This is a genomic window from Calyptranema fuscum S582, assembly GCF_055793305.1.
The window spans coordinates 51,517-77,273 of the sequence record NZ_JBSLYH010000013.1 but is presented as its reverse complement, the minus strand read 5'-3'; the positions used below and the strand labels follow the sequence as shown (position 1 = coordinate 77,273).

At 48.3% G+C, this 25,757-nt stretch carries 17 protein-coding genes and 2 pseudogenes; 7 read left to right on the top strand and 12 right to left on the bottom strand.

Annotation, left to right across the window (positions count from 1 at the left end):
• Window positions 1-779: 779 nt before the first annotated feature.
• From ACR6Z4_RS11225 to ACR6Z4_RS11205, 5 genes are all read right to left on the bottom strand, one after another.
• Window positions 780-2,564, bottom strand: a complete 1,785-nt coding sequence (locus tag ACR6Z4_RS11225; protein ID WP_479717354.1) for an ArnT family glycosyltransferase — start codon at window positions 2,562-2,564, stop codon at window positions 780-782.
• A 300-nt stretch (window positions 2,565-2,864) separates the two neighbouring features.
• Window positions 2,865-3,509: a hypothetical protein gene (locus ACR6Z4_RS11220; protein ID WP_479717353.1), complete on the bottom strand. Its 645-nt coding sequence runs from the start codon at window positions 3,507-3,509 to the stop codon at window positions 2,865-2,867.
• 26 nt (window positions 3,510-3,535) lie between these two features.
• Window positions 3,536-5,653 carry a sensor histidine kinase gene (locus tag ACR6Z4_RS11215; RefSeq protein WP_479717352.1) on the bottom strand — a complete coding sequence of 706 codons (2,118 nt, stop codon included), beginning with the start codon at window positions 5,651-5,653 and terminating at the stop codon, window positions 3,536-3,538.
• A gap of 402 nt (window positions 5,654-6,055) precedes the next feature.
• Complete coding sequence (locus tag ACR6Z4_RS11210) at window positions 6,056-6,262, bottom strand: hypothetical protein (RefSeq protein WP_479717351.1); 207 nt, start codon at window positions 6,260-6,262, stop codon at window positions 6,056-6,058.
• Between the two features lie 96 nt (window positions 6,263-6,358).
• Window positions 6,359-6,814 carry a hypothetical protein gene (locus ACR6Z4_RS11205; RefSeq protein ID WP_479717350.1) on the bottom strand — a complete coding sequence of 152 codons (456 nt, stop codon included), beginning with the start codon at window positions 6,812-6,814 and terminating at the stop codon, window positions 6,359-6,361.
• A 640-nt stretch (window positions 6,815-7,454) separates the two neighbouring features.
• On the opposite strand from ACR6Z4_RS11205, the gene ACR6Z4_RS11200 reads away from it, so the two are divergent.
• Window positions 7,455-8,771, top strand: coding sequence for a PRC-barrel domain-containing protein (locus ACR6Z4_RS11200; RefSeq protein WP_479717349.1), 1,317 nt, complete (start codon window positions 7,455-7,457; stop codon window positions 8,769-8,771).
• 94 nt (window positions 8,772-8,865) lie between these two features.
• Here ACR6Z4_RS11200 and ACR6Z4_RS11195 read toward each other — a convergent pair whose 3' ends face one another.
• Window positions 8,866-9,918, bottom strand: coding sequence for a fatty acid desaturase family protein (locus ACR6Z4_RS11195; protein ID WP_479717348.1), 1,053 nt, complete (start codon window positions 9,916-9,918; stop codon window positions 8,866-8,868).
• Window positions 9,919-10,566: 648 nt separating this feature from the next.
• Here ACR6Z4_RS11195 and ACR6Z4_RS11190 point away from each other — a divergent pair.
• The 5 genes and pseudogenes from ACR6Z4_RS11190 to ACR6Z4_RS11170 all read left to right on the top strand — a co-directional run bounded on the left by ACR6Z4_RS11190 (window position 10,567) and on the right by ACR6Z4_RS11170 (window position 16,755).
• On the top strand, window positions 10,567-12,588 hold the full coding sequence (locus tag ACR6Z4_RS11190) for a M23 family metallopeptidase (protein WP_479717347.1): 2,022 nt from the start codon (window positions 10,567-10,569) through the stop codon (window positions 12,586-12,588).
• A gap of 461 nt (window positions 12,589-13,049) precedes the next feature.
• Window positions 13,050-13,289: pseudogene (locus ACR6Z4_RS11185) on the top strand (type II toxin-antitoxin system RelN family antitoxin).
• Window positions 13,282-13,488 (top strand): annotated as a pseudogene (locus tag ACR6Z4_RS11180) (type II toxin-antitoxin system RelE/ParE family toxin); the annotation flags it as partial. The pseudogenes ACR6Z4_RS11185 and ACR6Z4_RS11180, both read left to right, overlap by 8 nt.
• A gap of 196 nt (window positions 13,489-13,684) precedes the next feature.
• Window positions 13,685-14,068, top strand: coding sequence for a VanZ family protein (locus ACR6Z4_RS11175; RefSeq protein ID WP_479717346.1), 384 nt, complete (start codon window positions 13,685-13,687; stop codon window positions 14,066-14,068).
• Window positions 14,069-14,247: 179 nt separating this feature from the next.
• The gene (locus ACR6Z4_RS11170; RefSeq protein ID WP_479717345.1) at window positions 14,248-16,755 is read left to right on the top strand and encodes a glycogen/starch/alpha-glucan phosphorylase; all 2,508 of its coding nucleotides are present in this window, start codon (window positions 14,248-14,250) and stop codon (window positions 16,753-16,755) included.
• Window positions 16,756-17,068: 313 nt separating this feature from the next.
• Here the strand turns inward: ACR6Z4_RS11170 and ACR6Z4_RS11165 are convergent, their stop codons facing one another.
• The 6 genes from ACR6Z4_RS11165 to ACR6Z4_RS11140 all read right to left on the bottom strand — a co-directional run bounded on the left by ACR6Z4_RS11165 (window position 17,069) and on the right by ACR6Z4_RS11140 (window position 24,967).
• The gene (locus ACR6Z4_RS11165) at window positions 17,069-17,653 is read right to left on the bottom strand and encodes a DNA-3-methyladenine glycosylase I (RefSeq protein WP_479717344.1); all 585 of its coding nucleotides are present in this window, start codon (window positions 17,651-17,653) and stop codon (window positions 17,069-17,071) included.
• Window positions 17,650-18,576: an alpha/beta fold hydrolase gene (locus ACR6Z4_RS11160; RefSeq protein ID WP_479717343.1), complete on the bottom strand. Its 927-nt coding sequence runs from the start codon at window positions 18,574-18,576 to the stop codon at window positions 17,650-17,652. The genes ACR6Z4_RS11165 and ACR6Z4_RS11160 overlap by 4 nt, the downstream gene beginning before the upstream one ends.
• A gap of 151 nt (window positions 18,577-18,727) precedes the next feature.
• Window positions 18,728-19,912 (bottom strand): NAD(P)H-quinone oxidoreductase subunit H, encoded by a 1,185-nt coding sequence (locus tag ACR6Z4_RS11155; RefSeq protein WP_479717342.1) that lies wholly within the window; start codon window positions 19,910-19,912, stop codon window positions 18,728-18,730.
• Window positions 19,913-20,251: 339 nt separating this feature from the next.
• Window positions 20,252-20,560 (bottom strand): P-II family nitrogen regulator, encoded by a 309-nt coding sequence (locus tag ACR6Z4_RS11150; protein WP_479717341.1) that lies wholly within the window; start codon window positions 20,558-20,560, stop codon window positions 20,252-20,254.
• A 148-nt stretch (window positions 20,561-20,708) separates the two neighbouring features.
• Window positions 20,709-23,615, bottom strand: a complete 2,907-nt coding sequence (locus tag ACR6Z4_RS11145; RefSeq protein WP_479717340.1) for a pre-peptidase C-terminal domain-containing protein — start codon at window positions 23,613-23,615, stop codon at window positions 20,709-20,711.
• A gap of 494 nt (window positions 23,616-24,109) precedes the next feature.
• Window positions 24,110-24,967, bottom strand: coding sequence for a DUF4230 domain-containing protein (locus ACR6Z4_RS11140; RefSeq protein ID WP_479717339.1), 858 nt, complete (start codon window positions 24,965-24,967; stop codon window positions 24,110-24,112).
• Window positions 24,968-25,358: 391 nt separating this feature from the next.
• Between ACR6Z4_RS11140 and ACR6Z4_RS11135 the strand changes: the two genes are divergently transcribed.
• Window positions 25,359-25,589 (top strand): hypothetical protein, encoded by a 231-nt coding sequence (locus ACR6Z4_RS11135; protein WP_479717338.1) that lies wholly within the window; start codon window positions 25,359-25,361, stop codon window positions 25,587-25,589.
• The last annotated feature ends 168 nt before the right edge of the window (window positions 25,590-25,757 follow it).

Here is a 25,757-nt window from a genome sequence, read left to right as displayed (position 1 = left end):
GGGCGCAACAGGTTTTTTCAGCGTCTAAAAATTCTGGGTCAGAGAAATGCGATCGCCAGATTTCACGCGATCCTCTGCTATTCACTAAAAATGGATGAACGTCAAGCCAGGCAAACGCTTGATTACCTCACGAGGTAACTAACGCATCAGGGGATCAATCCCAATCCCTATAGATTTAGCTATGGTTTGCCTTAGATTCATCTATAGGTTGCTGGGTAAAGGCAGGCTTGCAGGATAGAGCCTGGTCGTAATCGGGGATTTTATTAAAAATAATAAATTTTTGCTTTTGACTACAGTTGGATGCCACTGAGTTAGGGCGGGTGATAGGTTGAAAAGCGTCACGGAGCGCTGCTTTTCGACCGATCCTCCTACGGTTTCTGAGCGTATAGCCCGATATCGCTATCACTCTCTCCATGAATAAAGGAGGGAGTTGCGACGCAACTCCCTCCTTTAGCCGACTGATACCAATGTGAATTGAAAGCACGACAGATCTCTGTACGGGCTTGGCAGTGCCAAGCCCCTCCTGAAGTCCCATGTGCCCAAAATTTCATTTAAATTTGGTATGAATTTATAGCGCTGTGCAGGTTGATTCAGTACGGTGTTGTGGGGCGCGGAGCGCCCCACAACACCGTTTCTGTACTTAACGAACTTGCACACCGCTATAAACCTGAGGATCACAGATGAATGCATGAACTTGTCATTCGTGTTGAGAGGGCAACGGCTCTGCCGTTGTCCTCTCAACACGAATTGGGGTTCAATCCTCGCTCCTCAACGACCGACTATTGCAGGTTCACCCGGATCAGTTCGTAGGCACCTTTTTGGTCAAGCACTTGGTAGTGATCGGGTGGCAATTCCAACTGAGGAATTTTGTAGGTATAGGCAACCACCAGCGCAGATGGAATTTTGGCGCGGCTTCGAGTCAGGCGATTGAGACGATTAGTGGTTTGCTTGATCGTAGACAGATAGGTAATAGGTTTTTCGGTGTAGAAGGACAAACTGGGCTTTTTCATGCCAAACATGATGATTTCTTCCCCAGGTTGTGCTGTTTGCACGATGGTGCTTGCCAGTTGTCGTAGGGGCAGTTGCCGTTGGGAATCAACCAAAGCTGCCGCAGGCAGGACAGCCACCATGACGTAGAGCAGTAGGGCGAGAACATAGGGCAACCACAGCCAATGACCTTGACGACGTACCAGTAAACCGATGCCAGCCAGGACGGCAATGATCCAAATGGCAGCTCCCCCGATGAGGATGCCCGATTGTTGCAACAGCTCTGGCAACTGGGGCATGGCTGGATCACCCCCGCTCAAATGGGGACTGTAGAGGGTGGCGATCGCGATCGCTCCAGCAAAAAGTAAGCTAACGATGCTACTGACGACAACGCCGCGAGACGATTGCCGTTGGATCATCTGGTCGCTCCAAAATAACCCCACCAGAATGGCAGCCGCAGGCATCAGCGGGATTACATAACTGGGAAGTTTGGTTGCTGCAATCGTAAAAAAACCAAAAATGACAACCAACCACATCAGCGCAAACAATCCTAAATGGCTACTGCGCGGCAGGTGTTGCCAGTCTTGTCGTCGCCAAAATTGAAGACGGGCGATCGCCACGGGCAGATGGAATGACCAGGGAGCAAACCCCAACAAAACAATCAGGACATAGAAAAACCAGGGAGCGCTGTGCTGATTGACGACTTCTGTAAACCGTTCCAGGTTGTGGTAGCCAAAGAAGGAATTGATATAGGCTTCGCCATTGGCGCGGATGACGAGGATATACCAGGGCAGAGTCATGACCAGAAAAATACAACTGCCCCAGAGCAATTGCATTTCCTGTAAAACTTCGCGAAGTTTACCCAGATAAAGCAAAAAGGCAGCAATGATGAGAATGGGTAGCACGATCCCCACGGGACCTTTGGTCAGTACTGCCAGGGAACTGAGGATGTAAAACGCCAGATACCAGCGAAATTTGGTCGGGGTGCCCAGGGGTTGGGCATAGCCCCAAAAAAATGCCAGGAGGGCGGATCCCATACAGCCATTCAATAACATATCTGAAACCCCGATCCGTGCCCAGGCAAGGGAGAGGGGCGTGAAGATTAAAATGGCAGTGCCAATCCATGCTGCTAGCCAGCGTTGACGTTGAGCATTCACAGGTGGGCGATCGCTCTCTGCCTGCGTGCGATCGCCAGGAGTGGCTGAGGTACCAAACGCCTGTAGCGTCAAAAATCCTAAGACCGTGATCCCACACGCCGCTAAAACCGACGGAAACCGGACTGCCCAGGTGTTGATCCCAATCACTTGATAGGCGATCGCCATCAACCAATAGACCAATGGCGGCTTATCAAAGCGAGTCTCTCCATTAAAATAGGGCGTCACCCAGTCGCCCGTCACCACCATCAACCGAGAGGCTTCGGCAAACAAGGGCTCGGTTTCATCCATGAGCCCTGTGCTACCCAACTGCCAGATAAACGCCAGCCCACACAAAAGCAGTATCCCTAAAATCGAACCCGTCCAGATGACTGTTGGCTGTTTTTCCCAATTGGGTGGGAGCGCTTTAAGCTGGCTTAGCATCCTCAATCTCTTGCAACCTACTCAATATCGGATCTCATCTTACTGCCACTTTAGAACCGAAAACCTCTGAAGGCATTGCATAATCTCGCGATGGAATTTAGTGTGGGTGCCGCGCTTTGCGCGGCACCCACACTAAATTCCATCGCATCACGGATTCAGCCGTTGACCAGGAATTCCGGCATGGCTGATTTTGGGGATGAATTTGGACGTGAACCCTTCGGGTTCACATCTAAATTCATCCCGCTATTAAACAATGCCGGCATTACAGATGCAGTCAAGATCGGGCGAATCTCTTTGGGTTTATGGCGTCAAAATTAATAACCATTCCGATCCGTCCGCATTCCAGACAGGAGTTGGTGTTTCTCCAACCACATAGGGACCCCAATAGCGTCGGGAACCATCCTGGGCAAAGGCAACTAAAATGTCGCCTTGTTGCAGTTGCAGGTCGCCATCGGGCAACGACAGCAGCAATCCTTTCGCACTGCCTTCTTGCGGAGCGAAATCCCAATGGACGGGTTCGGCATAGGTGGGGTGGGGTGGCTCGGCCGAGGGGGTTATATCTAAGGTCGAACTGGATTTTAGCGTTAGCAGAGCAACTCTTACGGGTTGGTTGGTCTGATTACTGACCCGCAGCTTGCCAAGCTGGATGACAGCAGTAGGGGTCTCTTCTGACGGGGCGGAGGCTGGAGTCGCAGGAGTTGCAGGAGCAGAAGCAAGGGGTGTTACGGCGGGACTGGGTTGAGGAGACGGCGATCGCAGTTCGGTTAGTCCAGAGGTCGTGGGTGAGGGACTCGGCTCGGATGGCGTAACGACGGAATCAGGGGGGATCGGCTCGATCCAGGCAGTAATGCTAAATCGACTGAGCAGGAGAGCGAACAGACCCACTCCAACGGCTGCAATCAAAATTGCAGGATACAGTCTTAATTTCAAAATATTTTTAGTCAACGGTCTCTCCCGAATCACCCCTACTTCTACTCTAGTGAGTGAATGGAAGGTTTGTGCTGGGGATCATGAATTAAATTCTCAGACAGCAGGGGTAGGGTGACCGTAAACCGAGTTGATCCCCGCTGGCTATCGACCGTGATAGTGCCTTGCAAGCGTTCGATCTGGCGTTTGACCAGTGCCAACCCCAACCCCGTGCCTCCATGTTTCCAGGGATCGTTATTAGGAATGCGATAGAACTTGTCGAAAATGCGATCGCACTCATCCGGCGGAATCTCTACACCACTATTCGTCACCTGGATTTGGAGACTGAGTTGGGGTGATGTGGCAGTCGGTGCCAACATCTGGGCAACCAGGGTGATCGTTTCTCCGGCAGGGGTATATTTGCAGGCGTTATTGAGCAACTCCGCCACAATTCGTTCGGCGTAAGACCTATCAGTTATCCAGATCGGTAATGAGTCAGGTAGATCGATTTGAAAATGCTGGCGTTGTTTGTCCGTTTGTTCGCTAAAGGGTTGACTGACACGTTCCACCAGGTCAGCCAGCTCAACCCGAGTTAACGCGATCGCATCGCATTTTGCATCCAAACGATTGAGATCGAGGAGATCGTTAATCAAGCTAATCTCTCGCTGACATTCATATTTCAAAATATCGAAGTAGCGATGGATCGAACGTTCGGCAGTGCCCAGATCGTCCACCTTTTTCAGGCTGATCTCCAACATTTGCGTCGCTAATTTGATATTGGAAATGGGCGTGCGCAGTTCGTGCGACACGGTGCTGAGGAAATCATCCTTTAACGTGTTGAGCCGTTCTAGCTCTAAAACTTGCGCCTGAGATGTTTGATAAAGCCGCGATTGGCGTAGGGCGATCGCACATTGGCTGGCAACCTGCTCGACCAGGCGAATTTCGAGTTCTTCATACCCCATGGCGGCAGGTCGATAGAGCCAGAGATCGCCAATAATTCCCTGATCATCCATCAACGGATGAACCAGAACGGAAAAGCGCTCGGGCGATTGGCGAATGGGCTGAATCTGATTGGGAAACCAACAAAACTGAAGATAATGCCCTTGCAACAGGGTGACATAGAGTTCGGGATAGTCTGCCATGCAAGCACTTTGCCCTTCGACCGGGGGCACCGGATACCGCACATACTCATGGATCACGGTGAAGGTTTGGTGTTCCAGGTCATACAAGCCGGTATCACAGCTATAGGTATCCAACCCCAAGGCTAATTCACGAACAGCAGTCTTTAAAATTTGTGCTTCATCCAGAGAATCCCGTACTTTATCCGTAATGCGCTTGAGCAATGCCTCAAATTCCAATGCCCGCTGAAATAGGGCAGTCCGTTCTTGTACCAGTTCTTCTAAATTGCTATTGAGCTGCTGTACGGTTTGATAGAGCTGAGATTGCTGGATGGCGATCGCCAACTGATTACTGATTTGCTGCAATAGATCAGCCTCTTCGGCTTGCCATTGGCGATAGTCTGCGCAGGCATGCAGGATCAACAAGCCCCAGAGCTTTGCATCGGCTTCTTGCACAATCGGAGCAACAACCTTCGACTTCACCCCCACGTCGGGCATAAATTGGGTCAAACACGCTGCCCCATCATCACTGGCAGCATCTAACACAATGTGCGGGTGCCCCTGACAGTAATACTCGTAGCCCTCTGGCGGGAAACACCCATCCAGACACAGCATCTGAGCCGTCATGGGATAGGCTGAAGCCACGGATTCTTTAATAACGTGTCCTGAACCATCAGCGTACAAGCGAACAATCAATGCCCGATCTGCTCGAAATACATGCCGGACTTCATTGACTGCTGTCGTCAGAGTCTCTTCTAAATCAAGGGATTGCCGAATCCGTTGGGTAATCGTTCTCAGCAGTAGATCCGGTTTTGCCGATGTCAGCACTTGCATGGGGTCTGGTATCGCTTCCACCTTGATCCGATGGCGTAACCAGATACTGAACAGGATGGCAGACAAACCAAGTCCGATGAATTCAAGCCATTGAAGCGGGTTGAGCAGGCTCTGTGAAATCGATCCGTCAGGCATGACAACGACGTGCCCTAGCCAATACCCCACACCCGTGGCAGAAATCATTCCAACTGCGATCGCGACTCGAATCAAGACACGGAGACGTATATTCATCGACTGTCATGCCTAAGCCCGAGAAGTTGTTTAAAATACATCCTCGCTTAGGCATCATAACTATAGCGCTTCGTGCCCTGCTAACACTAGAGTATTTGCGGCAAGCCTGACTCAGCAACGCTTTTACACCAGGGCGAGTTTTAAAACTCGCTAAGCAAGGTTGTTTTTTCGTGCGCGAAGCGCACGAAAAAACAACTTTTAAAACAAACCCCAGTGATTGAACGCTTTGATTGTTTGTGCCTAAAGGCACAAACAATCAATCCTCTGAATAGATTCTTAGAATCACTAATTTAGGATTTTTTGGTATATGCCGCGCTCTGCGCGGCATATACCAAAAAATCTATGGCTTGAGCAATGGAATATTGCTGTAAGACCCGTGCTGTCAGGCAAGTGTACGAGAGGTTATTGCCCCCAGACTGAGGCATGCACCATCTCGCGTGATTCTTGCTTAACTGCCCCTTCCATAGCTGCCTGTTGGAGTTTCATAAAGGCAGCAAAATCTTCTGAACCATATTTTGATCTGAGCAATAATCGCAACTGTTCTTCTGCGGAGACGCTCAGATAACCCGTCGTCATCGCCTGACGGACAATTTCACGAATATGTGCCATGAGCCAACTCCATCGATATCTAGAATGATTGATTTACAGCGCTTTGCACTCAAATAAACCCTGGTCGATGGTTAAGATCGATACAAAGCGCAGATCTCAAACACCAACCTGTGGCGTACACCATTGCAAAGCAAATTGAGCGGGGATAGGAGCGATCGCCTTAGGACACAAAACCAGTAAGATTTGGTTTTCGACCCACAGTTCAACCCCTTTCGTTAACCCACGACTACGAGATCCCACTTTCCAACCTTGTTGTTGAGCAATGAGTTCGATTTGTGCCTGGGTCGTTGGCACTGGGATAGCGTCATACGTCCCAGTAAATCTGCAAGCCAGCATATCGTAGAAGAACTCGATGGTTTGTTCATTCTCAGATAAAACAAACTCCGTATCATTCGGAAAAATTTCCATAGCTATACCATTGTGATCTGGAGCAAGCACCCTATAACTGTTAGGTAGCAAGGATACGGGTTCGATGCGTCCCTGCCAAATATCCCTGAGTGTACTTGCTACCCGAAACGGTTGTTTGACTGAAATCGCAATGGAGTGAGTCATGGGAATTAACTCCTGACAGAACTAAGTAAGCGTTTATCAAACTTGGCTCTTTAGAATAGGAGTGAATCGAGAAGAACTAGAGAAGATGCCCCATTTCAGATGATTGAATTCAACGTTAGTTAAGTTAGAACTCTAGATTTACAGGTAAATCCAGAGTTAGTATCAGCCATGCCAAAATCATGCTGCACATGTTAATGAATGACTGCTGGCGCAGACCCTATAAACTAGATGAAATTTGCGGCGGATGGGTTCCCGGTTGGATCGCGGAAATCCAGACGGCATCAAGCTTAGAGCCTTTCTCGTAGAAAAAAGATGTAATCAATTTCACATCGGTTGCTAACGCCAAATTAGGCAATAGAAGCGATCGCTTGTTCTACCAGGTATCATTTCATCTCGGTCTCAGGTGGTAAACCTGCGATCGCCGCAGGTCGTTTTGCACATCGTCCGAGAAGAAATTGATAGAATAACGGTCTAGTACACCAACTTAAAAGTTTTAGAGGGGGTGGAGGGGGGTTACCCCCTCTTGGGGGGGCACAGCCCCCAAACCCCCGTGTTGCAAAACTTCGTGTTTGCAACACTGAAGATACTCCGTACGGTCTCACGGTAGAGATCAATCAGGAAAAACTGGGGAACGGAAACTATGACCACAAAACCAGCGGTGATCAAGCAAAGCGACTTGCTGAACCAGTTGGTGCTGACGCGGGACAGCATAAAAGAACGAGGGCGGATTGAGGTGTTGTGGATGTATCCTCAAGCGCACCGGGTTTTGGGGTTTATTTGTAAATCAGGATTTTTGGGAAGCCAAAAAGCAGCCTTCAAGCTCAGCCAGATTGAGGGTGTTGGTTCCAACGGGGTGATGACCAGTGGCGCACCGGATGCAACGGATGCCAGCAAAGTGCAACAACTAGAGTCTCTGATCCATCACGAAATTTGGACAGAATCCGGCGATCGCCTGGGCAAAATTATTGATTGTGTGTTTAATCTTCAGACGGGTGTAATTACCCAATACCTCTTTGTTTCCAGCGGTTGGAGTGGCATTGCAGGCGAAGTTTATCAGATTTCACCCCGCTTGTTTTTAGAATTTGGTCAGAAACGAGTACTGGTTTCAGAAGCAGCAAATCAAAAAATTAGCCTTTATCAAGAAGGGATTCCCCAAAAGCTGGCAGATGTTGGCGATTTATTAAAAGAAGGGGTGGAAGGGGTAACGCAAGAATTTCAGGCGATCGCCCGCACCACGCAGCACTTCACCCATAAGGTTAAAGAACAGTTTCAAGATCTGACGGGACAGACCAAAGAACAGGCTCAAGTATTGTCAGAACAAGCAAAATATAAAGCCGAACGGTTGGGCGAGTCACTGAAGCAAGAATCAAAAACCTGGCTGGAACACGCCAAAGAAAAAAGTCAGCAGTTAGCCGAGCAAGTCAAAGAGCAAACTCAGCACCTCAGCAATCCACTAGACACTCGCGATCGCTATTCATCGCGTCAGACTCAAGGGTTTGATAATGAGTTCGGCGATGAGTTTGACGATGAGTTTGGTGATAAATTACAAGACAAGTTTGCTGATGAGTTTGACGACGAGTTTGATTTTGATGATGATGTTGACGAGTTAAAGCCGCAAGATCGAGCTCAGAAACCGGATGAATTAAATGTCCAATCCACTGCTTCTAGTGGCAAGCATCTGCACGAGAAACCGGCAGAGGTATCCTCAAAAGCAACCATGCCGTTGCAGACACAAAATCAACGGCAGAAACAAGACTTTGACGAATTTGACGATATTTGGGGAGATGAAGCCGAAGCAGCCCCAACCGTCGTTGTGGAGCCAGAAATTATGCCTCAGGCTAAACCAACCCCTAAAGCTGAACCCGAACCGATTCCACCAAAGGCGATCGATACAACCGCATCGGCATCAGATCTGGACGACGATGATGAAGATGACGACGATGAGCCGTGGATTTGATAGCAATAATATAAAACTCCAGTTTGGCTGTGGCGCGGCAGAGCCGCGCCACAGCCAAACTGGAGTTTTATAATGTCGGGGATCTGGGCAATAGTCATTCGCTAACGTTCACGTCCAACCAGTCCAATGGTTCACGCAGAATTAGAAATGACACGCCAATGCCACCCACAAATTGATCAATGTTTAAACCGCGATCGCCATCGTCCACTTGCCCCTGACCATTAAATAAGCGATGGATCCGAAAGCGGTGATAGTTACCCACCAGTTCTGGCAGAGTTAAATACTGGCGATAGTCACGCGGATACAATTCGGCATCTAGCTGAGGGAGGAGATACCAGGGACAGCGCATGACTCGATGATGGGCGTTGTGATAGCCGAAATTGAGGAGTAACAAATTTAGCCCCGTCCAACGTCGAGAGATCACGTTAGAAAACGTATTGGCTTCCTCATGTTCTAACGTATATTTAGGCAGCGGTTGTCCCAGGCGAAACACCGTGTACGTATGTTGAAAGCAATCGACAAATCGCAAACTATTAATAAAACAGATATAGGCAAAACCGTAGAGAACGACAGCACGCGGAGAATAGAAGGCTAACGCCGTAAACAAGCTGCCTCGAATCAGCAATAAAACGGTATTGCGCAGCCGTTCATCGCGGCGCTTTTCACCCAGGAATGGAGATAGGGTGGCAATCCACCGCAAAATAAAATTGAGAGCAGGAAAATAGCACCATTCCAATGCCACGATCGCACGACGCAATGGTTGGGGGAGCGATCGCAAAAAATCGGGAATTGAAAACGGCGAAAAATCAGCTCGATTTTTGTGATGTGCCAGGTGATTTCCTGCCAGGTCATGATAGCGGCAGTAGCAAGAGCCATTGAGGAACACCAGCAGTTGCCCCAATGCCGCATTCCACTCTGGTTTACGAAAAATATTGCCATGGATCACTTCATGAACCAGGTAGGCTGAGCCAATCAAGGTATGGACAACCAGGACAACGCCAATCAGATTCAACCACACACTCGGCGTAGTCAGGCAAAAGACCCCCAACCCATACCCCCCCAGAACATAGGCGATCGCCAGTCCATTCATCCAACGATTGCGGTCATTGATATAGGTATTTAAATCCGGTGCAATCAAGGTCGTCATCGTTACGGCACGTTTCAGTGGTATTCATGTGATGATTTTTTGTGGCGCGGGCGTCGCCCGCGCCACAAAAAATCATCACATATCCAGGACTACCCTCAATTTTATTAAATCTCAGGTGTTCAAAGGGTGCGGCGTGAACGGTACTTGCCGGGACAGGAACATTTTTAAGATTTGAGAATCATTGAGGAAGGTTATATTCGTCTTTCATAGCTCTAATCAGCAACGCCCAGTAAATTACCAGGCAGTCCCCAAAAAACATTACATGAATCTCACTATCCATTACTGAACCATCCGGATGTAATGCGGTAGATGGCGGATTAGACGAATAGCGGATTAGACGAACCACGCTTGGAGCGCTACGTGCTCAGACCCCGGAGGGTGATGGATTAAAACGATCGGCAGAGCGCTGCTGTTCAACTCATCATCCCCACAATCAGCAATGCCTGGTTGCACTACACACGCACGTCATCACAGGTTCATATCAGGTTAATGCCGAGACTATAGAACTATAGACGGTTCTGCATTCTTGCAGCTAAACTATAGCCGCACAGTGTTATGGTGTACCTGGTTATTTGTTGGCATCGACCAGAACGAGCCGTTTGAGAGCCTGCTTAACCTGCCCCTTACTCTATTGTTGTCTGGTTTGAAATGAAGCAATTCCTTAGACCCATCGGGCAATGTCTCACTACCGCTGTGATGACCTCTACTGTGCTCGAAGCCTATGCTTTACCTGCTCCAGGAACTACCAACCCAGAACTTTCTCAAGCTCAAGCTGTAGAAGTCAATCCTTCCCCTGAGCAGGAAAGCGTACCGCCCGCCCCATCTCAGGAATTAATTGCACCACCGGAAACGTTTGCGCTTCCCGAACGCACTCTGACCTTGCCAGAGTCCATCAAATCTGAGTTGCCTGAAACGGTGCTACCCACCGACAGTCCTGCACCCCAGGCAGCGCCAGAACTGGATACAAGCGGTGAAGCTACAATTTCGGAGACTCCTCAACCGGCATTAGATGCGATCGCAAGCGTAGATACCGTTGAAACGGTGAGGCAGCTCTTAGCCAAAAAGCTAGCTGCCATGGTCGAACGAGATAGACCCGCCAAAGAAGCAGAACTCCGAGAAAATTTAGTGGCGGCGGCGATCGCCTATGCAACGGCAGGTGATTTTGATCAGGCACGGTTGACGGCTCAGCATCCAGCATTGCCCACCGACATTCAGACCGCAACCCTTGCCAAAATTGCTGAAATTCAGGCACAACACCCCAGTCCAATACCAACAGCAGAAACACAGGCGATCGCCACCGCCCAACCGCTGACGGTGACCCCCATCACCAGCCCTAGAAATAGTAACTTTCCTCAAAACTATCGACCGATCAACTATTCGGGGCAACTCTGTAACGATCCCAATTCAGCCGTTGCCCAACCCGCCCTCGACAAAACTGCCGTACTCAAGCTAGCAACGGAGCTGAGCCAGGGGCAACTGATCGAGCGTCCTGCGGTTACTGATCTGGCATCTTTGCCACCCACCTTCAAAGATTTTGAGCTGGCAACCGGGCAAATTGAATGGGGGCAGCCCTTAGCTCCAACGAAACCAGCGACACCCCCTCAATCGATCGCTCAGTCCGCCACCGAACAACTCCCGGTACAGGGTTCGGTTAATGGCTCGGTCAATCTGAAAGTTCGCCGTATGGTCGGTTCTGCTTTCTTTGAACTATTAGACGAAACCGATCAGATGCTTCAGCCTACCATTCCCCCGGCTATTCAGGCAGCATTCGGTTGGTGGATGAAACCAGATAGTAAAACTGCCACGTTAGACCAACCTCCCACCATTCAACCCCCATCACCAACAGGCAGGAACGTACCACCCACGCCAGATCAGAACCCTCAAGGCGATCGCCTGGGTGCTCAACCTCCCAGCCTGACTCCACCGCAACCCTTACCCTTTGAGACTGCGGATGTCACAGATACTCCGGCGATCGCCACTGTTCCCGACCAACTGCAATCGTTGGGTAGCCCTTTAATCCTAACGGTTGGTCAGGACGTGGTTGGTGATTTAGAGCCAACTCCAGCTAACAACGGCAAATTAGGCAAAGGCGTTTCTGCTAAAAACTGGCAATCTGATGTGAAAGTTGCCGCGTTACCTGCCGTGAATCCGTCTCAAAATGTTGACTGCGACTCTGGGCTGGGCACCTTGAGCCTGATCTATAACAACGTCCAGTCAGCCCTGTCAGAGCAATTAAATAAACTGGGGATGGCTTTCCCACTGCCTATTCCTGCGTCGATTACCTCAGCCTTTGGTTGGCGGATTCACCCAATTACAGGCGATCGCCGTTTCCATGATGGCATCGACTTTGGTGCTCCGTATGGAACCCCCGTATTGGCATCGGATGCCGGCCAAGTGGTAGTTGCCAATCGCATGGGAGGCTATGGGTTAGCGGTAGTGATCGAAAATGGTCAGGCGGCTCGTCGGAACCTCTACGCCCATCTGTCTAATATTGCAGTCCAGCCCGGAACCTGGGTAGAGAGAGGCACAGTCATTGGCTGGGTCGGCAGTACTGGCAACTCGACAGGGCCCCATCTTCACTTTGAGGTACAGCAGATGACCTCCAATGGCTGGGCAGCAGTCGATCCGATCGCGCTTGCGGCTAGAGCCGACGGTACAGCGTCTAATTAAGAAGAAGTATGCCGCAAGTCTTGAGTGGCAATTCTTAGTAGATTTCTAGGAATAAATCTACCGTTTGATCTGGGCTTCGACTTCGCTCAGCCCGCAAACTCCGAGCGTTGAGCGAAGTCGAAACGCGGGAATTCAGGTATTTTCTTGAGCAGAAATCTCTTTAGAGCGTATCTGTTAGTAGTCAGAATCAAGTCGCTATGAGGCTGTTGGTGGGGTAAGGCACTTCAATTCTTTTGGCGAGAAATATAGCAGTCAAAGGTCTGGTTAGGATGGGGTGCAGGGGTGAAACCCCTGCACCCCATCCTAATTAATCATTCAAGAAACTGCTGGAAATTGCTAAAACAGCAGTAAAACGAGCGATCGAAGCCGATGAAGCGACAGCAACGATTTGGATTAATCAGCAATTAGAAGCATTAGGAAGCATTCTTAAAAACAACCCCTAAAACCATATAGGAGTAACAATGAAAGCACTGAAAGTAATGGGAACAATCGATGAGTAGGGACAACTCACCTTAGATCACCCTCTCATTACCGATAGAAATAGCCGTGTAGAAGTCATTGTTTTAATTCCAGAAGTAGCAGACCACGGAAATATTTCAAATGCGGAAGTATTAGCAGATTTCAAACAAGCTTGGCATGAAGCAATGACAGGACAAACTATTCCCGTGGCGCAACTTTGGGAAAGTCTAGAAAATGACTGATCAGCCGATTATTCAAGTTGCGGCTTCGCCCACCTTTAATCGAAATCTCCGCACACTTGCTAAAAAATATCGCAACATTCGAGATGATGTTCAACCTGTTATTGAACAACTCGAACAAGGCGACTTGCCGGGAGATCAAATCCCTGGAATCGGCTATGCTGTCTTCAAGTTAAGGGTTCGCAACAGTGATATTCAAAAAGAGATAAGGGTGAGAGCTGATTTGTAAACAAAGATTTCGATTCCCGTAGGGTAACGGCAGGGGGGATCAAGCTATAGTCTTCATCTCAACACTTAAGATTTGCTTCATAAATTAGCTCTTATAAAGCCCAAAAAAATCTATTTTTTAGCTGACAGAGAGATAAGACACTCTTAAATAGTCGGAGACTTTATCTCACATGAAAATTGCTAACTTAAATTTAAAGACCTGGGGATGGCGGGCGATCGCTGTTTTTTATGCCACAACTTTTCTAGTGATCCTCATCTTGGCTTATACTGGCAATCTGCCACGACAACTCAACCAAATTCCTTATTACGACAAAATTGGTCACGTCGTGCTTTACAGCATCGCTAGCTATTTAGGGCACCGCGTCCTAAATCGACGGCATATTCACCTAAATAGGTTAAGACTGCCGCTTTTTCCGGTTCTTTTTGGGCTGTTTACAGTGTCAGAAGAGCTGATGCAATTTCTCTCGCCCAATCGTTCACTCGATCCGATCGATCTGATTGCGAGTTTTACAGGTATCCTGTTGGGGTATTGGCTAGCCGATCGACAAAACTAAGCGATCCCAGCCTATTTCTTGACCTGATTTCTTAAATTTCTCTAAAGCCTTTAATGATGTATTTTTAAGTACGATTTTGCAGACGCAAGCAGATGTACGGTTCGTAGATTAGTTTATCGATATTTTGGTAGTTGCATCATGCTACTAAAATAGCCCTAGCCATCAGAATGAGATAGTTTATGCACATTGAGGACGATCGCACCGGGATTTCTTTCGCCACGCTGAAACGGGCTTTTGCTGACAATCTCTATTACATTCAGGGTAAAGACGAAACCTTTGCAACGCTCTACGACTACTACATGGCGCTGGCTTATACGGTGCGCGATCGCCTGATCCATCGACGCATTAAGACAGCCCAGACGTATTTCAAACAAGACACCAAAATGGTGTACTACCTGTCGGCAGAATTTCTGATTGGTCGCCTTCTGGTCAACAACTTAGTCAACCTGGGTATTTATGAGCCGATCCAGCAGGCACTTAAAGAATCAGGGTTGAGCCTGGAAGAATTATTAGAACGTGAAGAAGAACCCGGTTTAGGCAATGGTGGCTTAGGACGACTGGCTGCCTGCTTTATGGATTCTCTATCGACATTAGAAATCCCGGCGGTGGGGTACGGCATTCGTTATGAGTTTGGCATTTTTGATCAGCTCATTGCCGATGGTTGGCAGCACGAGCATCCCGACAACTGGCTGCGGTTTGGCAATCCCTGGGAAATTGCTCGACCTGATTATATGGTCGAAGTTAAGCTGGGTGGGCACACCGAAGCTGTAATCGATGAGAAGGGGCATTATCGGGTGCACTGGTTGCCCCGTACCACCGTTTACGGGACGCCCTACGATACGCCTGTGCCGGGATACAAAAACAACACCGTCAATACGCTGCGGCTTTGGAGTGCCAGAGCGGGCGAAGATTTCAACTTCCAGGTGTTCAACGCGGGAGAATATACCCAGGCAGTCTCTAATAAAACCTTCTCCGAAAATATTTCTAAAGTTCTCTACCCCAATGACCAGACACCCCAGGGGAAAGAACTGCGGCTGCAACAGCAATATTTCTTTGTGTCGTGTTCGTTACAAGATATTATTCGCCTCTATCTGCGTCAGCACGATACGTTTGAGGCGTTCCCCGAAAAAGCAGCAATCCAGCTCAATGACACCCACCCCGCCGTGGCGATCGCCGAACTGATGCGGCTGTTGTTGGATGAGCATCAATTGGAATGGGAAGAAGCCTGGGATGTAACCCAGCGTACCTTTGCCTATACCAACCACACGCTCTTGTCTGAAGCCCTGGAGCGCTGGTCGGTCGGCTTGTTTGGCAAACTGCTGCCCCGCCATCTAGAGATCATCTACGAGATCAACTACCGTTTTCTTAGCGAAATTCGGTTGAAATATCCCAATGACGAAGCCAAGTTGGGGCGGATGTCATTGATCGAAGAGAGCGACGACAAACAAGTCCGGATGGCGCATCTGGCTTGTGTGGGCAGTCATACCGTCAATGGGGTGGCAGAACTCCACACGGAGTTGATCAAACAAGAGTTGATGCGCGATTTCTATGAAATGTATCCCGAAAAGTTTCAAAACAAAACCAACGGGATCACACCACGGCGCTGGTTGTTGATGAGCAACCCACGGCTCTCCAATCTGATCACCGAAAAAATTGGCGATCGCTGGATCACAAATCTAGACGAGCTGAGAAATCTAGAAGCCTTTATCAACGATGCCGATTTCCAACATCGCTGGCGGCAGATCAAACAAGCCACTAAGCAAGACATGGCAGATTACATTCTGCGCAGCAATGGCATTGAAGTGGATGTCAATTCTTTGTTTGATGTGCAAGTCAAACGCATTCATGAGTACAAGCGCCAGCTCTTGAATGTCATGCACATCATTACGTTGTATAACCGCATCAAAGCCAATCCCGGCATTAGCGTACTGCCGCGCACCTTCATCTTTGGTGGCAAAGCAGCCCCTGGCTACTTTATGGCAAAGATGTTTATTAAACTAATCAACTCAGTTGCGGATATGGTGAACCATGATCCCGACGTAAATGGGCGATTGAAAGTCATATTTCTGTCGAACTACAACGTGTCGTTGGGAGAACTGGTCTATCCGGCTGCCGATTTGTCTGAGCAGATTTCCACGGCTGGCAAAGAAGCATCGGGGACAGGCAACATGAAATTTGCCCTCAACGGTGCGCTGACTATCGGGACGCTAGATGGTGCCAACGTAGAAATCCGGGAAGAGGTCGGTGCAGAAAACTTCTTCTTGTTTGGGCTGACGGCTCAAGATGTGATGATGATGAAAGCCCATGGCTATCATCCCTGGCACTATTACGAAAACAATGCAGAATTGCGCAATGTCATCGACAGCATTGCCTCTGGCTACTTCTATCCCAGAGATCCATCGTTGTTCAAGTCCATTGTCGATTCTCTGATGCATCAGGACGAATACATGCTGCTGGCAGACTATCAGTTTTATATTGATTGCCAGGAGCAAGTAAGCCAGGCCTATCTGGATCAAGATCACTGGACGCGGATGTCGATCTTGAATGTTGCCCGTATGGGTAAATTCTCCTCCGATCGCACAATTTGGCAATATTGTAAGGAGATCTGGAAGGCTCATCCTGTCAAGATTGAACTGGGTGATTCTTCGCCAACCGCATCGGGAATCATCGTTAATATGGCTCGATAATAACGTGAAGTAGTCGTGAGAGAGCCGCGCTCCGCGCGGCTCTCTCACGGCTATTTGTATAGCGGTACGCATTAGGGTTAGGACGGGGTGCAGGGGTGAAACCCCTGCGTGGGGGCGGTGCCCCCACCCCCTGATGTCCTAACTAGATTGCGTAGAACTATATAGCGGTGTGCAAGTTCGTTAAGTACAGAAACGGTGTTGTGGGGCGCGGAGCGCCCCACAACACCGTACTGAATCAACCTGCACAGCGCTATATTTGTAATCTATATCGGCATGATTTGGAGGTTGTAGCTAGACTGCAACCTCCAAATTCTTATGTCTGCGGTAACAATTCCGCATATCGAAAGCAATCCACCGTGTGGTCATTAACCATGCCAACCGCTTGCATAAAGGCATAGCAAATGGTGGAGCCGACAAACTTAAACCCACGTTTTTTTAAGTCTTTACTCATCGCATCCGATTCTTTGGTGGTTGCTGGAATGTCTTGTAATGATTCCCAATGATTTTGCAGGGGTTGACCGTCTACAAATTGCCAGATATAGCGATCAAAACTACCAAATTCTGCCTGCACGGCTAAGAATCTTTGAGCATTCAAAATTGCTGATTTAACTTTGAGTTTGTTGCGAATAATCCCAGAATTTTGTAGCAGTTCTTCCACGTTGCGATCGCCATAGTGTGCGATTTTGGCTGCATCAAATTGATCAAAGACCTGGCGATAACAGTCGCGTTTTTTCAGCACTGTGCTCCAACTCAAACCCGCTTGCGCACCTTCTAAAATCAGGAATTCAAATAACTTGCGATCGTCATGCAGCGGCACACCCCACTCCGTATCGTGATAGGTCATGTCTAAAGGATCATGCTTAACCCAGCCACACCGAATCTTAGAATTTGCGTTCATAGAGCCTGAATAAAAGGAGCGATCGCCTCGACAAAGGGCTGTGTTTCTTCGTAGGGCATGACATTTCGACCGACCATCTTGATTCCGTCACCCCGGGGCAGGTATTTGAGATAGTCTGCCATCCGTTGATCGGGAGTTTCGGATAACCCCGAACGGCTGATGCTAGACGCTTGATCGCCAATCACAACCAGAGTCGGTTGAGTCATCTGGGCGATCGCCTGTTCGTAATTTTGTCGCCAAAAGCCAGCTAAAAATGAAAAAACCGCATGACGGCTGGCAGGGTCTTGTGACCCGGCAACCAGCATATCCAGCCATTCGGCATCAATATGGGCTGGGTCTGTAAACAGTTGTTTGGCAGAAAAAGACTGCAAAAACTGCCGCCGCCGGGCATAACGATAAAACCCCTGCCCCAGTAAAGAATCAAATAGATTCCAACTCAATTTTTGTTGCGATACCGAGGTTGCCTGGGTCATCACCGCCCAGGCAGGGGGACCCGATAACACCAAGCCTTTGACCAGATTGGGTGTAGTTTGCAATTGCGTCAGGGCGATCGCCACTGGCAGCAAGGCACCTTGCACTACAAGAATGGCAGGTCTTTGCACCACCGTTTGCAAGAAATACTGAAGTTGCATTGCCCAGTCAATGGGATGATATGCCACATGGGGCATGGCACTTTCACCGCAGCCCAATAGATCAGGGCTGTAGATGGGATGATGTTGCCCAGACTGCAACCAGGTCAGACAAAACCGATGCCAAAATCGTCGAGATAACCCCACCCCAATCGGATGCAGGAGCACTAACGGTGGCAAATCAGCAGCACCATTGTTCTGCCAGACTTCGTAGGCACAGCGATAGCGCCGCCAGGTATAAAATTCTGTTTCTGGCAAAGAGCGAGAATTCACAGAAGAGTGATGAGAAACCATTGCACACGTTAGGGGGACTAGGGTCAACGTCAGATTGTACTTAAACAGGTGCTGATTTGAGCTATAAATTTGATGTGGGTGCTGCGCTTCGTGCAGCACCCACATCAAATTTAGTGGCGGATTAAGCCATGACTCTTATTGCGGGTATTGTCTAGCGATCGACCGAACCCATAATAATGTCGATGCTACCCAAGATGGCGATTAAGTCTGCCACCTTCATGCCTTTGAGAATGTGAGGCAGGATCTGAAGATTGTTGAAATCAGCCGCTCTAATCTTCCAACGCCACGGGAACACCGTATCATCCCCAATGATATAGATACCCAGTTCACCTTTGCCGCTTTCCACCCGCACATAATGTTCGCCCTTAGGAATTTTGAAGGTTGGGGCGATTTTCTTACCAATAAACTGGTAATCAAAACTGTTCCACTCCGATTTAGGACCCGAAGACATCCGCTTCGCTTCCAAATTTTCGTAAGGTCCACCAGGTAAGCCTTTAATGGCTTGACGAATGATCTTCACCGACTCTCGCATCTCACGAATGCGTACTAGATAGCGGGCAAAGCAATCTCCGGCTGTTTCCCATTGCACATCCCAGTCAAAGTCGTCATAGCATTCGTAATGGTCAACTTTCCGCAAGTCCCATTTCACTCCAGACGCCCGTAGCATTGGTCCCGATAAACCCCAATTAATGGCTTGCTCGCGGGTAATCGTGCCAATTCCTTCAACCCGACGACGGAAAATTGGGTTATTGGTAATCAGCCGTTCATACTCGTCAACCTTCGGCAAGAAATAGGCGCAAAAGTCTTCGCACTTATCAATCCAGCCATAGGGGAGGTCAGCGGCAACGCCACCAATGCGGAAATAGTTATTGTTAACCATCCGGTAACCTGTGGCAGCTTCCCAGAGGTCATAGATCAGTTCGCGCTCGCGGAAAATATAGAAGAATGGAGTCTGAGCGCCCACATCTGCCAAAAAGGGACCTAACCAGAGCAAATGGTTCGCAATCCGATTGAGTTCCAACATGATGACGCGAATGTAACTGGCACGCTTGGGAACCGCAATATCTGCCAGCTTTTCCGGAGCATTGACTGTCACTGCTTCATTAAACATGCCTGCCGCGTAGTCCCAGCGGCTGACATAGGGAACGTACATAATGTTGGTGCGATTTTCAGCAATTTTTTCCATGCCCCGGTGTAAATAGCCAATCACCGGCTCACAATCCACCACATCTTCGCCGTCGAGCGTAACAATCAACCGCAACACCCCGTGCATGGATGGATGGTGAGGACCCATGTTAATGACCATGGGTTCGGTTTTGGTCTCGAGCATTGCCATAAATGAACTCTCTCCTAGTTCGCGGATAGCGCTTAGCCGATCGCTTTCAAGTAGTTAATGGTGAACCGGGCTGAGCACCGGATAACCTGGTGACAGAACAGATACTACTATCTGATTGGCAACTTTCCAAATTTTTGTTGCACTCTCTTCAATTATTATATGAGGCATCTTGCTGAGCATTCGTGCTAGAAGCAGAACCTGGCATAGAAAAAAACTGCCGATACTATAAGCATTTCTGTGGTTGAAGTTCAAATTTATGGTTAATGGGCTGGAAACGTTTGCTGAGCAAACGTTTCCAGCCCATTAACCATAATCTAAAATTATTATTCCACTAAGATTTTAGTCTGTTAAAACCTCAACCTCTTGCCGATAGGCAATGAGCGAGTGTTCGCCGCGATGCTTTTTTAGCGTATGTAGCACTACATCTGAAATTTCTCGGGATACAAATGTTTTGATCTCAACATTGCTGTCATCACCTGCGGCAGATCCCATGATTTGACCATATCGGTCTTCTGCGGCAACGCGCTTCATGGTATAGCCGCGTACCTTTAAATTTTTTAGCAACCCTAAAATGCTATCTTTCAACACCTCTTCACTAATAATTGTGAGCATAACCAGCGATTCGGTCAGATCTGATTCAGTAAACATAAAATTTTAGATGGATGTCATGGTTGTTAAAGACAGGATTTGTGCAAAAACCGTTATCAAATCCGCATCGCCGTGCTACAGACAAAAATGGGCTGTGCAAGCACAACCCATGTCGCTTAATTTCAGATTGTAGGACGCATTGCAACGCTTAAGGATCTACTGCCCAAACTTCTGCACCTGTGTCTGGCGTATCGGGATCTTGATCAGAGGCAACAAAGAAGAGTCGTGCCCCAATTTCCGTCAGCTTCGTTGGGTTTTGGACTAAATCAAAGCCCGTTTTTTGTTCAATGCCCGTACCTGCATCGTTAGTGATCCAGAGTTGCGTGTTCACACCCGTACCCAGGGTAAAGAACAACTTGCCACCCACCCCTATCAAGTTATCAAAGCTAGGCACATCATCCGTTTCAGTTGACAACTTGGTCAATGTACCACTGTCTTCTAACTTAAACAGTTCCACATTGTTGATAACTGTTGGATCGTTAGGGTTCACGCCATCGGCAAGGTCGCTGGCTGTAAAGTACAACACCCCACCTTCCGCGACCAGGTTTGTCGGGTTAGAAGATAAAAAGCGAGTTGTTCCGTTATCGTCGTAAGTGCCATCACTGACCTCAACCACAGTTGCCGTACCAGAACTTACCGTTGGGTCGGAAGCAGTGTCGTACTTAAACAGTTCTTTATCCAACTCACTGCCACCCGGGTTTCTTTGTGCAACAAAATACAGTGCATCTACCCCAGACACAGAATCAGAAACGTAAGTCAAATCAGCGATTTGAGAAGCAAAGGTTTCTCCTGTGAAAGTAATAGAGTTACTTGCCTCTGTTATGCCGGGAGCGTCTGTATTGTTGATCCACCAAACCTTCTCTGCTCCAGAATTTCCAGTAGCAACAAAGTAAAGGGTATCAGCATCTGCAACTGTAAACTGGGAAGGATCAGAAGCATCTCCAATATTCGCACTGCTGAGATTAAAGAGCGTGGGTGTAATAGTACCTGTAGCCGTACCATCATCAATCCGATACAATTCAGTCCCGGCATCGGGATCGATGTTGGACGAGTAGTAGAGGGCATTTCCGACCTTGGTGAGATTCGTAAAGGTATACGCACCAGCTGCTTGAACAGCCTCAACCACGTTAGTGCCTGTGTTAATCCGATACAAACCGATATTGGTCGTACCCGCTGTTGCCGCCGCAAAATACAAGAAATTACCAATGCTAATTAAGCCCGGAGCATCGCCTGCGTCAATAATTTCGAGGGTACTGAGGCTAACACCAGTACTCGTTACCTGGCTTGCGTTACCGACCGTTCCATTACTCTTGTAGAGACTGTTATCTACAATAAAGAAGATATTGCTGCCACCTGTGGCAACGAAGTCAGAGGGGGCTGAACTGCCAAAGGTTCCCAGTTCGATGGTGCCATCTAAAGTTCCATCGCTCTTCCACAGCGAGAAGTTGCCGCCCGATTCTTGTGCAGCATAGTAGGCAACGCCACCGATATCAGTCAGGTTGGTCGGGTTAGAATCGACGTCGCCTGGTGCAATGTCCTTGGTTAGTGTAGGAATCGCGATCGTATCTTTGGCGATCGCATTCAGGGTATACGCGACTTTAGTGCCACCCGTTGAAGACACTTTAATAAAGTAAGTACCTTCGCCCAATGTCCCTGCGATTTGAGTCAGAGGCTGAGCCGTTAATAGGGTTGCGACACCACCGACATCTTTATACAGCTGTAAACCAACGTTACCTGTCCCAGAGTTATTGGTTAAGGCAAAATTGACAAAGCGTTGTTGTTCACCGGCTGCAATCTCAAAGTTAAAGACATCAACATCTGTGGCGGTAACGATATCTGAACGAGTCTCAGTGATCAGCCCACTCGGATCCGTAACCGTAATTTTGTCTTTAACCGAATCTGTGTCACCCGTTACCACGACCAGATTATTGCCCACATTATCAGGTGGCTCTAGAGACGTGGTCATGGTGTAGCGAGTGCGTTGCCCAGGAGTCACCGGGCTGACTTTGATGTAATAGGTTTCATTGGTTGTCTGATCAATGGTGTAATCCAGTGAGCCATTGGATGAAGTCGCAACAACGTTAATAAACGTATTAACCGTGGTTACGCCACCTGTTGTTTTATAGAGATCTAGACGAACCCCTGCTGACAACCCGGATAAATCGATACTCAGGACACCACTGTCATCGGTGCTGTTGACAACAAACTGATAGAAGTCGTCAGAATCGGTTACTCCGTTTGAGACATCGCCCAGCCGCTCACTAAAACTACTGGAGGTGTTCGATGCGGGTACCCATTGAGGCAGTGCTTTGGGGTTGGCAAAGAACGAACCACCCGTATCCGCAGGGGGGGTGATTGCCTTGGTCAGGCTGTAAGTTGTCTTCTTAGTGGTATCGATGAGCGCAATCTGCACCCGATAAGTTCCACTTTCGGTCAATTTGAGAGATAGACTTTCCGGGTTTACACCGGCTTTGGCAGAAGTAAGGAGAAGGGTGCCGTCAGGTTTGTAGAGGGAGAGATTGGCGTTGGCTTGTAGCCCGGTCAGGTTCAGGCTTAGGGTGCTGTCAATATCGGCTGCACTGACATTGAAACTGTAAAAATCATTGGTATCGAGAACACCGTTGAACTTATCACCCAATCGACCTGATTTACTATTGCCTGTCAAAGCTGTGGCAGTACCCAGGGTATTGCCAGCTTCGTCGGCGGGCAACACTTCTAGTTGTTTAAGCAGGAGAGTGTAGGGGGTGCCACTGCCAGTCCGCTTGGGATAAAACACACGGAGAAAGTATTTGCCTGGACGCAAGTCACCCGTGATGAGTTCAGGTTTTCGTCCTGATTTCGTAGCTCTAATCCGAGTCCCAGGACCAAACAAGATCATGTTTGCGTTATCTCGCAAACCCTTTAAGCTGGCCCTAAAACTAATATTTTTGGTCAGTGTAAAGGTGAAATAGTCATTTCTGTCATCAGGACCCACTGAATTTCGAAAGCGAAATTGGGCTGCTTTTACCCTGACCTTTCTGGCAGTCCCGCGAGTATTTCCTGGATCTATTGCCATGACAAATCTCCCCCAGTGGCTTCATTGCAATTTAATAATTAGGCTTCCCAATTTCACACAAAAAACAATCAATCTGTTCTGAGTGAATTGGGTGAGATTAGATTTCCCAAAGTTTATAGCAATCTTAATTGAGTTTGTAGGGTCGGAAATACGCTGAGGATCAGAGATGAATTAGCCTGTAATTTTTCTGAGAAAGCGGCGGCGGAGCTGCCGCTCTCTCGGAAAAATATGGAGTTTCTTAGATCCATGATCCCGAACCATTCTTCATACAACACGCTATTGGAAAGAAAACAAAACCCACCGAATTTCTGGGAGAGCTACACTTCAAGCAACTCTCACAAAAATAACTATGGGTTACCAAACTAACAACGGGTGTTAAGTTTTACGGTGATTGCTATCGCTGAAATGAGATGTCTAATCCTAAAATTTGCTTTCAGTAAAGCGTAAGCGGTACATTTTGGACAAACATACCTGGGCAGTTGACGCTTGTGAGATTAAAAAGTTCCTTGACCGGGAAGCGTTTCCTCAACAGGCAGTGCGGGAAGTGTTTCGGTGACACTAGGGGAAGCCGGAACTGAGAGCGTACTATCATCATTTAAGGGAGCAGCGTCGCCTGTAGGAGCCGCGCAAGCACTCGCAGACGGAGCCTGTGTGTCAATCAAAAATTCTTTATAGCCAGCAGTATTGAGCAGTTGAGTGAGGGCAAACTCTGCACGTTCGTTGGCTTCTTGAAGCAACCCTTGATCGCAGGCGGTCTGGACAATTTGCTTCAGGGTTTCTCGTTGTGCCAAAGATTGTAGATCGGGGGCAGAGTCTGGACCTAACCCCAGGAAGCCGCGATCGTAATCATACACATTGGAGCGGTTGACATCGATTTTACTATCTAGAATTTGGGGTGGGGGCAGTTGGATCTGAATGGTGTCTCCGATCACGGTGATATTTTCGGGTTCTAGATCGGCAAGATTAACCCCAGCGCGGACTTCGCCATAGGCAATATATAAAAGGGTAGTTTTGCCAATGGTATAGCCACCTACGGTGCGATCGCGACTGGCAGGAACAACGGCTTGCATAGCAAAAACGGCAGTGGTTAGCTCGCTGGCTCCCCGGATTTGGTGGAGAACAATAGATCGAACATCTACCTTTGGCTCTGGTTGGGGAGCTGTAAATACGGCAGTGAGACTGGATAGAAAGCGATCGCCGGTTCGCCAGATGCCGAAGCCGACAAATAATCCAGCCAATGCAACTCCACCCGTTGCCACCAACGACAGCGTTCTAAAAACCCGAATAATCGGATTTTTGCGGCGTGGCACTGGAGAATGGTCTTGACGATCTTGATACTGATAGCTTCTCATGCTGTGCTCTCCTCTCGTTGGCACCCCGACCCTCGCCCAACCTGAATATAGATGACATAGATCTGATCGCAAATTAATTAAAACCCGCACGTTTGTTTTTGGCAGCGTGGCACCGCCGCGATGCCAGAAATAAATCCTCGGTTTTATTAAATTTGCGGATAGGTTTCGATTACATGGTGGGACATTAGAGTTCTCTGCGAGAACCTACGGTTCCCCAAATGGATTTGGTTTAGATGACTGGTGTCATTGTACTTCTAGTTCCAGTAAATACCAGTGGATTTATCGCCAGGATCACAACAAATTTGTAACTCAACCCAATACATATTGAACTCTAAAAGTTTGCTGGCAGGAAAATTTTAATGTCTGCACCAAACGAGCTTAATTTTCACGAATGGGTGAAGTCGAAGAACTCAGCAATTTCACTGAATTTATTGATATTAAATGGGCGTTTACCCTTGCCCTGATAGGCATATTTTTAGAATGTGGGCTGGATGGGCGTAGATGTAAAGACCGCATATCCGTAAATTCTCTGCTTTTGGACGGTAGATTGCTGATGTGGAGAGGCGATCGCCATTCAATCTATCTATGCGCTGCGATCGCACCTGTCCTGATTGCGCCCTAAAAGCAATGTATGAGAAGAAGAACCCAGGCAACGGAGATGCAGTAATAACTAGGGCGTGTTTTAAAACTCGCTAAGAGGGTTATTTTTTTCGTGCGCTTCGCGCACGAAAAAAATAACCTTTAAAACAGACCTTAGATAGGGATAGTTGAATGAGATCTTTCCTAAAAA

Coding starts and splice junctions, on each gene's coding strand:
- ACR6Z4_RS11160 (WP_479717343.1), bottom strand. CDS start 18,576: ATGGTTTCTCATCACTCTTCTGTGAATTCTCGCTCTTTGCCAGAAACA.
- ACR6Z4_RS11155 (WP_479717342.1), bottom strand. CDS start 19,912: ATGGCAATGCTCGAGACCAAAACCGAACCCATGGTCATTAACATGGGT.
- ACR6Z4_RS11215 (WP_479717352.1), bottom strand. CDS start 5,653: ATGAATATACGTCTCCGTGTCTTGATTCGAGTCGCGATCGCAGTTGGA.
- ACR6Z4_RS11165 (WP_479717344.1), bottom strand. CDS start 17,653: ATGAACGCAAATTCTAAGATTCGGTGTGGCTGGGTTAAGCATGATCCT.
- ACR6Z4_RS11195 (WP_479717348.1), bottom strand. CDS start 9,918: ATGACGACCTTGATTGCACCGGATTTAAATACCTATATCAATGACCGC.
- ACR6Z4_RS11135 (WP_479717338.1), top strand. CDS start 25,359: ATGGGTGAAGTCGAAGAACTCAGCAATTTCACTGAATTTATTGATATT.
- ACR6Z4_RS11145 (WP_479717340.1), bottom strand. CDS start 23,615: ATGGCAATAGATCCAGGAAATACTCGCGGGACTGCCAGAAAGGTCAGG.
- ACR6Z4_RS11205 (WP_479717350.1), bottom strand. CDS start 6,814: ATGACTCACTCCATTGCGATTTCAGTCAAACAACCGTTTCGGGTAGCA.
- ACR6Z4_RS11150 (WP_479717341.1), bottom strand. CDS start 20,560: ATGTTTACTGAATCAGATCTGACCGAATCGCTGGTTATGCTCACAATT.
- ACR6Z4_RS11190 (WP_479717347.1), top strand. CDS start 10,567: ATGAAGCAATTCCTTAGACCCATCGGGCAATGTCTCACTACCGCTGTG.
- ACR6Z4_RS11200 (WP_479717349.1), top strand. CDS start 7,455: ATGACCACAAAACCAGCGGTGATCAAGCAAAGCGACTTGCTGAACCAG.
- ACR6Z4_RS11225 (WP_479717354.1), bottom strand. CDS start 2,564: ATGCTAAGCCAGCTTAAAGCGCTCCCACCCAATTGGGAAAAACAGCCA.
- ACR6Z4_RS11175 (WP_479717346.1), top strand. CDS start 13,685: ATGAAAATTGCTAACTTAAATTTAAAGACCTGGGGATGGCGGGCGATC.
- ACR6Z4_RS11140 (WP_479717339.1), bottom strand. CDS start 24,967: ATGAGAAGCTATCAGTATCAAGATCGTCAAGACCATTCTCCAGTGCCA.
- ACR6Z4_RS11170 (WP_479717345.1), top strand. CDS start 14,248: ATGCACATTGAGGACGATCGCACCGGGATTTCTTTCGCCACGCTGAAA.
- ACR6Z4_RS11210 (WP_479717351.1), bottom strand. CDS start 6,262: ATGGCACATATTCGTGAAATTGTCCGTCAGGCGATGACGACGGGTTAT.